This is a genomic window from Falsiroseomonas oleicola (assembly GCF_019029495.1).
Lineage (GTDB): Bacteria > Pseudomonadota > Alphaproteobacteria > Acetobacterales > Acetobacteraceae > Falsiroseomonas > Falsiroseomonas oleicola.
On sequence record NZ_JAERQM010000010.1, the window covers coordinates 32,456 to 45,434 of the forward strand.

10 protein-coding genes are annotated in these 12,979 nt (G+C 67.5%); 4 read left to right on the forward strand and 6 right to left on the reverse strand.

The window, feature by feature from the left end; genetic code table 11:
• Positions 1-2: 2 nt before the first annotated feature.
• Together JJQ90_RS24230 and JJQ90_RS24235 are read right to left on the reverse strand one after the other, a co-directional pair.
• Complete coding sequence (locus JJQ90_RS24230) at positions 3-1,208, reverse strand: glycosyltransferase 61 family protein (protein WP_216878871.1); 1,206 nt, start codon at positions 1,206-1,208, stop codon at positions 3-5.
• 10 nt (positions 1,209-1,218) lie between these two features.
• Positions 1,219-2,628, reverse strand: coding sequence for an aspartate aminotransferase family protein (locus JJQ90_RS24235; protein ID WP_216878872.1), 1,410 nt, complete (start codon positions 2,626-2,628; stop codon positions 1,219-1,221).
• A 149-nt stretch (positions 2,629-2,777) separates the two neighbouring features.
• Here JJQ90_RS24235 and JJQ90_RS24240 point away from each other — a divergent pair, with 149 nt between their 5' ends.
• The 3 genes from JJQ90_RS24240 to JJQ90_RS24250 all read left to right on the forward strand — a co-directional run bounded on the left by JJQ90_RS24240 (position 2,778) and on the right by JJQ90_RS24250 (position 6,578).
• The gene (locus tag JJQ90_RS24240) at positions 2,778-5,078 is read left to right on the forward strand and encodes a molybdopterin-dependent oxidoreductase (protein ID WP_216878873.1); all 2,301 of its coding nucleotides are present in this window, start codon (positions 2,778-2,780) and stop codon (positions 5,076-5,078) included.
• A 178-nt stretch (positions 5,079-5,256) separates the two neighbouring features.
• A complete protein-coding gene (locus tag JJQ90_RS24245; RefSeq protein WP_216878874.1) occupies positions 5,257-6,186 on the forward strand; it encodes a ParA family protein in 930 nt (309 codons plus the stop codon).
• A gap of 2 nt (positions 6,187-6,188) precedes the next feature.
• Positions 6,189-6,578 (forward strand): hypothetical protein, encoded by a 390-nt coding sequence (locus JJQ90_RS24250; protein WP_216878875.1) that lies wholly within the window; start codon positions 6,189-6,191, stop codon positions 6,576-6,578.
• A gap of 22 nt (positions 6,579-6,600) precedes the next feature.
• Here the strand turns inward: JJQ90_RS24250 and JJQ90_RS24255 are convergent, their stop codons facing one another.
• The gene (locus tag JJQ90_RS24255; RefSeq protein ID WP_216878876.1) at positions 6,601-7,554 is read right to left on the reverse strand and encodes an alpha/beta hydrolase; all 954 of its coding nucleotides are present in this window, start codon (positions 7,552-7,554) and stop codon (positions 6,601-6,603) included.
• Between the two features lie 106 nt (positions 7,555-7,660).
• On the opposite strand from JJQ90_RS24255, the gene JJQ90_RS24260 reads away from it, so the two are divergent.
• Positions 7,661-10,288 carry a bifunctional acetate--CoA ligase family protein/GNAT family N-acetyltransferase gene (locus JJQ90_RS24260; protein ID WP_216878877.1) on the forward strand — a complete coding sequence of 876 codons (2,628 nt, stop codon included), beginning with the start codon at positions 7,661-7,663 and terminating at the stop codon, positions 10,286-10,288.
• On the opposite strand, the gene JJQ90_RS24265 is transcribed toward JJQ90_RS24260, so the two are convergent.
• The 3 genes from JJQ90_RS24265 to JJQ90_RS24275 form a co-directional block, all read right to left on the reverse strand.
• Positions 10,285-11,160 carry a helix-turn-helix domain-containing protein gene (locus JJQ90_RS24265; protein ID WP_216878878.1) on the reverse strand — a complete coding sequence of 292 codons (876 nt, stop codon included), beginning with the start codon at positions 11,158-11,160 and terminating at the stop codon, positions 10,285-10,287. The genes JJQ90_RS24260 and JJQ90_RS24265 overlap by 4 nt on opposite strands.
• 266 nt (positions 11,161-11,426) lie before the next feature.
• Complete coding sequence (locus JJQ90_RS24270) at positions 11,427-12,311, reverse strand: 2-hydroxy-3-oxopropionate reductase (protein WP_216878879.1); 885 nt, start codon at positions 12,309-12,311, stop codon at positions 11,427-11,429.
• Between the two features lie 20 nt (positions 12,312-12,331).
• Positions 12,332-12,976: a nicotinamidase gene (locus JJQ90_RS24275; protein ID WP_216878880.1), complete on the reverse strand. Its 645-nt coding sequence runs from the start codon at positions 12,974-12,976 to the stop codon at positions 12,332-12,334.
• Positions 12,977-12,979: the final 3 nt, after the last annotated feature.

Sequence of the window (12,979 nt, forward strand, 5' to 3'; positions counted from 1 at the left end):
CCTCAGGCCTCGCTTGGCTGTGGCGTGGGCTGGATCGCGGGTGCCACGGGCCGTGAGCCCGGCAGCATTTCCTGCGCCGTGACGTAGCGCGCCACGCGCTCGGGCCATAGCGCCTGGCGGGCGGCGATGGCCTCGGCGACGCGGCCTTCGATCTCCGCCTCGGTCGGCAATTGCCAATCCGTGCCGCGGCAAAGCCCGGCCTCGCGCAATTCGTCGCGAAGCTGGGCCATATCGGTCAGGGCGAGCCCGGTGAAGCTGGCATAGGCATCCACTCGCCCGTCCTGGAGCGCCATCACCGCGCCGCGCGTCGCCTGGATCACCCGGGCCTGTCGCAGCCCTGCGGCGGCGATCTCGCGCGACAGGCTCGCCGCCAGGGGGCGCCGGCGTGCGATCACCGCGATGCGCTGGTCCGCCTCGACCTGACCAATGCCGAGATGGATCGCCGAGCTTTCCGAGAAGACGATCTGCCGGGCGCAGGCATAGGCGGCAACCTGCTCCGAGACCGTCATCTGCTCGGGGTAGAGGATGGCATAGCCCTCGCCGATCAGGTTCTCCTCCAACATGTCCTCGAACAGGTCGCGCCCCTGCTGCTCCGGCAGCCGGCGGCGGGAGACGTAGAGGCGCGGCAGCACCAGCCCCTTCCGCACCCGCCGCGACTCCCGCATCTGCCGCAGCATGGCGAGGTATTCGGCATTGTCCTCCGCCGTTGTCTCGGGCTGGGCGAAGAGAATCTGGTCCGGCATGGCGAGATGGGCGAAGCGGGTGGGCGTTTCCACCATCAGCAGCGGCCGCCGCGGCCCGCCGATGCCGAAGCAGGCCAGCATGTCGACCACCGCCGGCAGCTTGTGCGGGCTGCCGGCGGGATTGCGGAAGGTGTGGTCCGGCAGGCGCAGGAAGACGACGCCGTCGATCCCGTTCTGCAACTGGCGCAGCGCCCAGAGCCGGCCGAGCGTGGTCAGTTGATGCCCGAAATGCCGCTGCAGCCAGCCGCCGAACAGGTAGCGTCCAGGCTGCACCGGCAGATCCTCACCCCGACATTCGGCGGGCTGGATGTTCATGGCCAGGTCGCCAAGGTGGCGACTGCTGTCGACGAGGGCGCCTTCGGCATCGAAGACACCGCCATCGACCTGCCAGCGCATCTGGCTGTCGCGCTGGAGCCCCGAGCAGGGGGCCACCAACGCATTCTCGACCCATCGCAGGCCCGCCACCTGAGGTGCCTCAGACCAGCGTCAGGCTTTCCCGCCGCAGCTGCACCGTCACCGCATCCAGCGCCCGCCCGGCGCGCTCCACCATCCGGTCGATATCGTCGATCTGCATGATGAGCGGCGGGGAGAAGGCCATGGCGTCGTTCGGCAGGCCGCGCAGGATCACGCCCTCGGCCTCACCCGCCTTGGCAAGCCGCGGGCCGATCTTGACGGAGGGGTCGAAGTTCTTCCGCGTCGCCTGGTCGGCCACCAGTTCCACCGCGCCGACCATGCCGACGCCGCGCACTTCGCCGACCAGCGGATGGCCTTCGAAGCGGTCGCGCAGCGCCTTCTGCATATGCGCGCCGACGGTGCGGACATGCTCCACCAGGTTCATCTCGTCGTAGATCTTCAGCGTCTCCATCGCCACGGCGGCGGAGACCGGATGGCCCGAATAGGTGAAGCCATGGCCGAAGGTGCCGATGGTGGCGGAGCCATCCGCCAGGCCCTGGAAGACCTTGTCGTTGATGATGATGGCCGAGATCGGTAGGAAGGAGGCCGACAGCGCCTTGGCGCAGGTGATGATGTCCGGCGTGATGTCGAAGGTCTGGCAGCCCCAGTAGTTGCCGGTGCGCCCGAAGCCGCAGATCACCTCATCGGCCACGAACAGCACGTCGTACTTGCGCAGCACGGCCTGGATCTTGGCGAAATAGGTGGCGGGCGGCACCATCACGCCGCCGGCGCCCATCACCGGTTCCGCGAAGAAGCCGGCGACGGTCTCCGGCCCCTCGCGCAGGATCGTCTCCTCAAGTTCCGTGGCCAGTCGCGTCGCGAAATCCTCCTCCGACTCGCCGGGCAGTCCGCCGTGGTAGTGGTGCGGCGTCGAGACATGGATGAAGCGGTCGGACACCGGCAGGTCGAACATCTTGTGGTTCGCCGGCAGGCCGGTGAGGGACCCCGCCACGGCGGTGATGCCGTGATAGGCCTTGTGGCGCGCGATCAGCTTCTTCTTCAGCGGGCGGCCGATGGCGTTGTTGTAGTACCAGATCATCTTGACCGCGGTGTCGTTCGCCTCCGACCCGCTATTGGCATAGAACACCTTGCTCATCGGGCAGGGCGCGCGCTCGATCAGCATCTCCGACAGGTCGATCAGCGGCTCATGCGACTTGGCCGTGAAGGCGTGGTAGAAGGGCAGCTTGAGCATCTGCTGATGCGCCACATCCGCCAGCCGCTTGCTGCTGAAGCCCAGCGAGGCGCACCAGAGGCCGGCCATCGCCTCGATATATTCCTTGCCCTGGTCGTCCCAGACCCGCACGCCCTCGCCGCGGGTGATCACCACCGGGCCGTTCACCGCATGGGCGCGCTGGTCCGTGTAGGGGTGCATGACATGGGCGATGTCGCGGGCGGCGTTGGAATTGCGGGCCGCGTTGGCGGGGGGCGTCATGGCGCTGGTCGATCCTCGGGCAGGTGTCCTGGAGCGCGAAGCCTAGACCCTTTTCGGCCAAGTGGAAGCGCAACGCGTCGCGATAGGGTCGCGACGGTTGCCCCGGCCCGCGCCCGGCGGCAGATTGCAGGCAGCACGGGAACCGACACATGACCGAGATCAAGCCGCATTCCGCCCATTGGGGCGCCTTCGACGCGATCGTCGAGAATGGCCGCTTCGTCGAGGCCCGCCCCTTCGCGCGCGACCCCTTTCCCGGCAGCCTGCTGTCCTCCATGCCCGATGCGGTGCATGGCAAGGCGCGGATCGACCGCCCCTATATCCGCGCCGGCTGGCTGCGCGGCGAAAGGCGCGGATCGGCGCGCGGCGGCGATGACTTCGTGCCGGTCGGCTGGGACGAGGTGCTGCGCATCGTGGCGGAGGAAACCGGCCGCATCCGCGCGGAACACGGCGCACCCTCGATCCTCGGCGGGTCCTATGGCTGGTCCTCCGCCGGGCGCTACCACCATGCGCGGACACAGCTGCACCGCTATCTCGGCCTGGGCGGCGGCTTCACCAGCCAGGTGACCAACTACTCCTACGGCGCCGGCATGACGCTGATGCCCCATATCCTCGGCACCAATGAGGTCGTGCAGGGCCGCGTTACCGACTGGGGCAGCATCCGCCGCAACACCAAGCTGATGCTGTGCCTCGGCGGGCTGCCGCTGAAGAACGGGCTGGTGACGGCGGGCGGCGGCGGCGCGCATGAATATGTGCCGCTGATGAAGCAGGCGGCCGAGGCCGGCGTGCGCTTCGTCAATATCAGCCCCTTCCGCGGCGATGCGGCCGATTTCCTCGGTGCCGAATGGGTGCCGATCCGCCCCAACACCGATGCGGCGCTGATCCTCGCCATGGCGCATGTGCTGATCGCGGCGGGGCGCGAGGATACGGATTTCCTCACCCGCTGCGCCACCGGCTTCGACCGCTTCCGCGCCTATGTGATGGGGGAGGTGGATGGCGTGGCGAAGACCCCCGACTGGGCCGCCGCCATCACCGAGGTGCCCGCCGAGACCATCCGCCGCCTGGCCCTGGAAGCCGCCGGCGCGCCGACCATGCTGACCGCCACCTGGTCCATCCAGCGCGCCGAACACGGCGAGCAGCCCTGGTGGGCGCTGGTGGCCTTCGCGGCGATGCTGGGCGGCATCGGCAGACCGGGGCAGGGGATTGCCTTCGGCTATGGCAGCATCAACGGCATGGGCACGCCGCGGCAGGAACTTCCCTCCGTCTCCGGCCCCGGGGTGCGCAACCCCTGCGGCGCCTATATCCCCGTGGCGCGGGTGACGGAGCTGCTGGAGCGGCCGGGCGAGATTCTACAGTACAATGGCCGCGACCTGCTGCTGCCCGATATCCGCATGATCTGGTGGGCCGGCGGCAACCCCTTTCACCACCATCAGGACCTCGGCCGGCTGCTGCGCGGCTGGAACCGGGCGGAGACGGTGGTGGTGGCGGAGCCCTGGTGGACCTCCGTCGCGCGTCACGCCGATATCGTGCTGCCGGCGACGACGACGCTGGAACGCAACGATATCGCCAGCTCCTCCCGCGACCGCTTTGTCCGCGCCATGCATCAGGCGATCGCGCCGGTGGCGCAGGCGCGCAACGATGTGGATATCTTTGCCGACCTCGCCGAGGCGGCGGGATTCCGGGACAGTTTTACGGAGCAGCGGGACGAAAGCGCCTGGCTGCAGCACATGTATGGCCGCTGGCGCCAAGCCTGCGCCAAGCAGGGCGTGGTGGTGCCCGATTTCGAGACCTTCTGGGAAACCGGCCATGTCGAGATTCCGGCGCCGGAGACGGATTTCGTGCAATTCGCGGATTTCGCTGCCGATCCGGAGGCGAACCCGCTGAACACCCCCTCCGGCAAGGTCGAGATTTTTTCCGAAACCATTGCCAGCTTCGGCTATGCCGAAACGCCGGGCCACCCGGTGTGGCACGAGCCAACTGAATATCTCGGCAGCAAGCTGGCCGCGAAATACCCGCTGCATATGCTGTCCTTCCAGCCGGCGACGCGGCTGCATGGGCAGTTGGATAGCGGCCGGGTGGCGGCGGCGGACAAGATCCAGGGCCGCGAGCGGCTGCGCATGAACCCGGCGGATGCGGCGGCGCGCGGGCTGGTGGATGGCCAGGTGGTGCGGGTGTTCAACGACCGCGGCGCGGTGGCGGCGGGGGTCGAGGTGACGGAGGCGATCCGCCCCGGCGTGGTGGCCATGGCCACCGGCGCCTGGTGGAACCCCGAACGGCCGGGCGCGACGGACAGCGCCTGCCTGCACGGGAATGCGAATGTGCTGACACAGGATGTGGGGACATCGCGGCTGGGACAGGGCTCGGCGGCGCAGTCTTGCCTTGTGGAGATTGAGGGCTGGGTGGGGGAGGCGGGGGCTGTGACGGTGCATGGGCCGCCGAAGGGGGCGTCTTAGCGAGGTGAAGCGATATATACTGAATGTCTAATATATGTTTCTCTTATTCTCAGTGGCAACTAGGTCACTGTTAAAGGCCTGAAGTATCATCTTCCGGGAAAATTTACCGGGCACCATCATTGCGACTGGCGAAAGAAAATATGGCGCGCTATGTTGTTTTAAGAATGGAGGCGTGTACATGAAGATCGTATCAATCATCAATTATAAGGGTGGTGTCGGAAAGACATCCCTCACCGCTAATTTGGGCGCGGAGCTGGCGTGGCGAGGCAAGCGTGTTTTACTGGTTGATCTGGATCCGCAGGCAAGTCTGACATTTTCTTTTATTAGGCCGGATGAATGGAGTGCCAATTATGAAGCGAGCGGAACAATTAAAGCTTGGTTTGATGCCCATGATAGCGGCGCTCCGATTCGTCTAGATTCTTTAATTACCTCGCCGCTGCGTATACAGCAAAAATTAGCGGGGAGGGGGCGGTTAGATATTATCTTTAGCCATTTAGGCTTAATTAATGTCGACCTCGAACTTGCCACTAGTCTCGGTGGGGCGAATTTAACTCAGTCAAAGCGGAATTTCATTAGTGTGCATCGTAGGCTTGCGGATGGATTTGCGAAATTGGCCGAAGATCACGAATATGATGTTGTGTTGATAGATTGCCCTCCTAATTTTAATATTGTCACCAAGACTGCTATCATAGCAAGTAATTTTATACTTGTTCCGACTCGACCTGATGAACTTTCAACGCTTGGAATTGATTATTTGATCCGCAGCATCAGGGGGCTGATATCTGACTATAACGAGTATATCGCGGTGGACACATCTTCTGCGGATGTTATTATAAAACCGGCAGTTATGGGGGTTGTATTTACAATGATCCAGGAATATGGAGGGCAGCCGATTTCAGCTCAGCGCAATTATATCGCACGCGTCACCCGAGGTGCAAAACTGCCAGTGTTTAAGGCTTATATCAAAAAAAATGACACCCTTTTCGCTGGGGCGCCCGAATACGGCGTCCCGGTTGTTCTGACCTCCCACAATAACTACAGCCACCGAAGTGTTGTCGATGGCCTGGAAGAAGTTACAACCGAATTCGCTGGAAAAATAGGAATCTAGATATGAGCACGCCCGAGATCGTTAGACTGCTTCGTGCGATAGCGGATGTTATAGAACGCAGCGATTCTACAGAGGTCCGCGCGGTTGCTGAGGCGCTCGAAAAAAAACCTAGTAGCGGCCGGAGGCAGTCTTCCAAGGCTCAAAAAAATCTTGACCTGCGCTCTGATTTGGATTTGGTCACCAGCAAATTGATGCAAATTAGTGATCGTGGCGAGGGTCGCGGTTTTCTGGCTAGTTTGAGGCTTTCAAGGGCAGACCTCACTTTAATCGGGCGCAAGAATAACGTTCATATCTTGAAGGAGGATAACCTGAGCGCCATCGAAGATAAAATTATCGAGTCGCTCATTGGGGCCAGACTTAATTCGAAAGCCATTCGTGGTGAAAATAGCTAGCCGAAGGGCAAATTTCCGCATTTCACCCCAACACCCTCCTCAGCCACTCCCCACCCCCCGCCGCCGCCCTTCGCGCCGCCCGCACATGGTTCAGCGCCCGCAAGAACCCATGCGCCGTCCCCGCAAACACCTCCTGCTCCACCTCCACCCCCGCCGCCCGCAGCGCATCGCCCATCGCCAAATTCTCGGAAGCCAGCACATCTAGCTCCGCCACATGCAACAGGCAGGGCGGCAGTCCGCGCAGATCGGCGCGGAGGGGGCTCGCCACCGGGTTCAGCCGGTCGGCATGGCGTGGCGCGTAGCAGTCCCAATAGAACCGCATCTTCTCCCGCGTCAGGAAATAGCCATCGGCAAATTCCCGATAACTCGGCGTTTCGAAGTCCGCGTCGAACACCCCGTAATTCAGCAATAGCCCCGAAAGCCGCAGCCCCGGATCGGTCCGCCGCAGCAGCAGCGCCACGCCCATCGCCAGGTTCGCCCCCGCGCTGTCCCCGCCGAGCACGATCCGCGCCGGGTCCAGCCCCCATTCCGCGCCCTGCGTCGCCACCCAGCGCACCACGGCCGCGCATTCCTCCACCGCCTGGGGGAAGGGCGCCTCCGGGCTCATCGCATAGTCCGGGCCGATCACGGCGCAGCCGGCGGAGGCCGCGTATTCGCGCATCAGCCGGTCATGCGTGTCGATGCTGTTCCACACCCAGCCGCCGCCATGCAGATAGACCAGCACGGGCAGCGTGCCCTCCACCGGGCGGTGCAGCCGGCACAGCAGCCGGCGGCCGCGGATCGGCAGCCAGCGATCGGCGCTTTCGGCCATCACCGGGCCGCCCTCGGTCAGGGGGATGTTCATTGCCTCGGTCAGCGCCCGAGCGGTGTCCAGCGGCAGGGTCAGGGTGATGGGCGGCTGCTTGGCGCCCTCCGCCTCCATCATCGCGTTGAAGGCGAGCATTTCCGGGTCCCAGCGGGGGTCTTGGGCGGGCATTGTGGCTCCCTTCATCGGTTCCGCGCTATCGAAGGCGGGAAGACGGCGGCTGCCAAGCCCCCTTGCGTTGCGGCGCGACCGTCACGGCCCCATGTTGCATTGCACAATGAGCCTTTCCTCCAGCCTCTCCCACCATTCCGCGGTGCGCTTCCGCGAACAGGCCCTGTACCGGCCGCGCCATGTGGTGCTGGTGGCCGATCCCGCCGTGCCGTCCTCCGCGCCCATCCGCCACAACCTCGAATCCGGCGGATTCAGCGGCAGCCTGATGGTGCTGGGGGATGTGGCGGGCATCGCCGGCCTGGCCCAGGCGCCGGACCTCGCCGTGCTGTCCGTGGCGCCAGGGCTGGTGGAGCCCGCCATGGCGGCGCTCTCCGCCCGAGGCTGCCATGCCGTGGTGGTGCCGGGCGCGGCGCCGGACCTCGCCGGCGCCAGCCGTCGCACGGGCGTGCGCGCGCTGGGGCAGGGCAGCTTCGGCATCTGCGTGCCGGGCATCGGGTTGAACGCCTCGCTGTCGCATCTGCCGCCCCGGCGCGGGCGGTTGGCGCTGGTCGGGCAATCCTCCGCCCTCAGCCGCGCGGTGCTTGATTGGGCGGAGGCGGAGGCGGTCGGCTTCAGCCATGTCATCGGCATCGGCGAGAATGACGACCTCGGCTTCGCCCATGCGCTGGACTGGCTGTCCCGCGACCCCGGCACCGGCGCCATCCTGCTGGAACTGCGCCACATCAAGAACCGCCGCATGTTCATCTCCGCCGCCCGCGCCGCCGCGCGGATGCGCCCGGTGGTCGCGATCCGCGCCGGGGGGCGGCTGGCCGACCCCTCCGGCACCGCCGATGCGGTGATGGAAGCGGCGCTGCGCCGGGCCGGCGTGCTGCGGGTGACGGGGCTGGACGACCTGCTCTCAGCGGCGGAGACGCTGGCGCGGGTGAAGCTCGGCACAGGCGTGGCGCCGGGGGCGGGCATCGCTTTGGTGGCCAATTCCACGGGGCTCGGGCTGCTGGCGGCCGATGCGGTGCTGGAAGGTGGGGCGCGTCTGGCGACCCTGCCGGCGGAGGCGATGCAGGCGCTGGAAATCGGCCTGCGCCCTGGCTGGTCCGGCGCCAATCCGCTGATCCTGGGGCCGGGCGCGGCGACCGGGCTGGGGGAGGCGGCGATGATGCTGGCCGGCATCCGCCAGGTGGATGCCGTGGTGGCGCTGCATGCGCCGGAGGCCGGGGAGGATGCGGCGCTGCTGGCCGCCACCCTCTCCGCCGCCGCCAAGGCGACCCGGGCGGCGCCGATCCTGGTCTGCTGGTCCGGCCAGGCCACGGCGGGCGCCCAGCGCGGCGCCCTGGCCGCCGCCGGGCTGGCGGTGTTCGCGACGCCGGAGGCCGCGGTGCGCGGCGCGCTGCATCTTTTGAAGGACCGCCAGAACCGTGCCGCCGCCGCCGAACTCCCCGGCCGCCAGGTGCTCGCCCTGCAGCCGGACCGCGCCGCCGTGCAGCGCATTCTGGCCGCCGTGCGGGCGGAGGGAAGGCTGTCGCTGGCGGAGGATGAGGCGCTGGCGCTGCTCGCCGCCTATGGGCTCCCGGTGGTGGCCGGGCAGGTCGCCGCCGATGTGGCGGGGGCGGAGGCGGCGGCGCAGGCCCTGGGCTTCCCGGTGGTGCTGAAACTCCGCTGCCCCGACATCGCCCGCAAGACGGAGGTCGGCGGCGTCGTGCTCGGCCTGCGCAGCCGCCTCGCGGTGCGGGAGGCGGCGGAGGCGATGCTGGACCGCGTGGCGCGGGAACGGCCTGGGGCGCGGCTGACCGGCTTCCTGGTGCAACGCCAGGCCCAGGGGGCGCAGGAGCTGCGCATGCGACTGGGGGACGACGCCATGTTTGGCCCCTTCATCGGCTTCGGCCTGGGCGGCACCGCGGCCGACCTGCTGCGGGATGAGGGCTTCGACCTGCCGCCGCTGAACCACGCTTTGGCCGGCGCGCTGATCGGCCGCAGCCGCGCCGCGCCCTTGTTGGCGGGCTATCGCGACCATGCGGCGGTGGATCTGGATGCGGTGGCGGGTGCGCTGGTGCGCCTCTCGCAGATCGCGGTGGATTTTCCGGAGATCGAAAGCCTCGGCGTGAATCCGCTCTTCGCCTCGGCCGGTGGGGTGATGGCGGCCGATGCCTCCTGCCGGCTGCGCCCGGCGGGCCGCAAGGCCATGCTCGCCGTGCCACCCTATCCGGAGGAGCTGTCGGCACCCTGGCAGGCACGGTCGGGCGAGACGCTGCTGGTGCGGCCGATCCGGCCGGAGGATGCCGAGGCCCATGCCGAGATGTTCCGCCGCCTGACGCCGGAGGATGTGCGCTGGCGCTTCTTCAGCCAGATGCGGGAACTGCCGCCGGTGCAGATCGCCCGGCTGACCCAGATCGACTACGACCGCGAGATCGCCTTTGTCGCCATGCGCCGTCGGCCGGATGGGTCGGAGGACATGCTCGGCATCTCCCGCCTGATCCGGGAATCAGATGGCCAGACGGCGGAATTCGCCGTGGTGGTGGATGCGGCGATGAAGGGCCAGGGCCTCGGTCGGCACCTGATGCAGCGCCTGTTCGACTGGGCGCAGGCGGAGGGGGTGCGCCACATCGTCGGCCAGATCCTGGCCGACAACGCCCCCATGCTCGCCTTCATCCGCGCCCTCGGCTTCACCACCCGGCGCAGCCCGGAGGATGAGGAGGTGGTGGAGGCCCGGCGGGAGATCCCGCCAAGCCCCGCGGCTTAGCCGCCGCTGGCGCGGATCAGTTCCCGCACCCGCGCCGCCGCGGCCGCACCCTTCATCGCGTCGCGCCAGGCGACTTCCGCCACGCGCTGATGCGCCGCCACCGCCTCATCCGCCGCGGTGATGGAGCCGACGCCGAGGCCGCCATTCGGGGGGGTATCGGCCGGGAAGGGGGAGGAGACGACATGCGCCCTTTCCCGCCCGCGCAGCACCATGAAGCCGCCGGTGGGCTCGACGCCCGAGGCGAGGCCGATCTGCACGCCGATCGGCACGCTTTCCATCATCGCGGCGATCGCCTCCGCCTCCGCCCGCGCCGCCGCCAGGCAGCGCTGGCGGGTGCGTTCCGGCACCGGCAGGCCGGCGGCCACGCCATCCTGCAGGAAGCGGCGCAGGGCGGCCTCGCCGAGGATGGCGATGATGGTCGGGCGGCGTGCCGCATGCAGGCGCTTGCGGGCCGAGAGGAGCCCCAGCGCCTGGTCGGCGCTGGCACGCGCCTGGAGGCGTTCCGGCGCCGCATCCGCGGCCTCGGTCCAGGCCTCGCCGACGGCGCCGTCGAAGGCATCCGTGGTGGTCTGGTAGCAGAAGGCGCCGCCGACGATCAGGATCTGATCCGCCTGCTCCTCCACCTGGCGCAGCCGTTCCTGGAAGGCCAGGGGGCGGGCGAAATACTCGACGCCGATGCCGAGCAGCGACAGCGGCGAAATCTTCAGAAGCTCCGCGAGGCGCCGGATCGTGTCCAGCTTGATGACCTCGCCCTTCTCATACCGGTACAGCGCGGCGCGGGAGACACCGAGGCGTGCCGCGATCTCCTCCGCCCGGAGGCCGGATTCGAGGCGGTAGGCGCGCAGTTGCTGCCCTATGTCCGCGAAACGCATGCAATCCCCCGTAGGTCCATTGATCCAGATACAACCACGATCGGGGAGACAGAATCTCACGGATCGTGCGGCTGGCGCTAAAATGCGGGACGGCGGCGCTCAAGGCAACGCGAAAAGCACGGGAAAATGGTGGTCATTGCGGAGTCATAACGCCTCATGGTTGTGAAAATTGTCATTCATCACAACCCTGGAGGGCGCCGTCGCGTCAGGCTGACGCGGCGGGGGCATGCCGCCGCGTCCTGCCATCCTCGTGGCGCCGATTTGCCTCAGGCGTCGGGTGCCACCTTGTGCGCGGCAAGTGTTTCCAAGGCCTTGACCATGCCGGAATGGTCCCACGCGGCCCCGCCGAGCGCGGCGCAGGCGGCGAAAAGCTGGGCAGTTGAGGCGGTATTGGGCAGTGCGACGCCCAGTTCCTTGCCCGCCTGCAGCGCCAGGTTGAGGTCCTTCTGGTGCAACTCAATCCGGAATCCCGGCGCGAAGGTGCGCTTGATCATCCGCTCACCGTGAAGTTCAAGTATACGTGAGGTGGCAAGTCCGCCCATCAGCGCCTGCCGTACCTTGGCCGGGTCCGCCCCCGCCTTGCTGGCGAAGACCAGGGCTTCGCCCACCGCCTCGATGGTCAGGGCGACGATGATCTGGTTGGCGACCTTGCAGGTCTGGCCGGCGCCGGTGTCGCCCACCAGGGTGATGTTCTTGCCCATGGCCTCGAACAAGGGCTTGGCCCGCTCGAAGGCCGCTTCGCTGCCGCCAACCATGATGGTCAGCGTCGCCTGCTTGGCGCCCACCTCGCCGCCGGAGACCGGGGCATCGAGGTAGTCGCAGCCCTTCTCCGCGACCTTGGCGGCGAAGGTCTTGGTGGCGGTCGGGCTGATGGAGGACATGTCGATCACCAGCTTGCCCGGGGCGAGGCCGGCCGCGACTCCGCCGGCGCCGAACAGCGCGGCTTCCACATCGGGGGTGTCGGGCACCATCAGGATGATGACCTCCGCCGCCGCGGCCACCGCGCTGGCATCCGGCAGGATGGTCAGCGCCTCCCGCAACTCGGCGGTCAGGCTGGCGCGGTCGGGGGCGCAGACCTCATGGCCCGCGGCCTTGAGATGGAGTGCCATGGGCTTGCCCATGATGCCGAGGCCGATGAATCCGATTTTCATTGCGAAGGTCTCCAGAGGTTTCAGATGAGGGCGGAGGCGGTGGTGAAGTGGATGCCGGCCGCGGCCAGGCGCCGGCGGCTGGCATCGAGGGCCTCCAGGGGACCGAGCCGGGCACAGGCATCCTCGACCAGCCAGGTCTCGAAGCCGAGGGCCGCGGCATCCTCGGCGGTCCAGTCGACGCAGTAGGGGCGGGTGATGCCGGCGATGAACAGGCGCCGCACCCCCACGGCCCGCAGCCATTCGGCGAGGCCCGTCCCAGTTTTCCGGTCATTTTCCCGGAATGCGGAATAACTGTCGATCGTGGGACGGAATCCCTTGCGCAGCACAAGCACGACCTTGGCCTGGTCCAGCGCGGAATGGATCGCCGCGCCCGGCGTGGCCCGCACGCCATGGTCGGGCCACAGCACCTGTGGCCCGTAGGGGGTCTCCACCTGGTCCAGCGGCGCGCGGCCGGGGTGCTGGGAGGCGAAGGACAGGTGCCGCGGGTGGTGCCAGTCCTGCGTGACCACGGCCCGCGCGATGGGCCCGGCCAGGATGCGGTTGATGACCGGGATCACCGCCTCCGCCCCCGGCACCGGCAGCTCGTCGGGGCACAGATCCATGAAGGTCGGCTGCGGGTCCACGACCAGCAGCAGATCCTCCTGCGGGTGCAGGGGGGCGGGCATGGC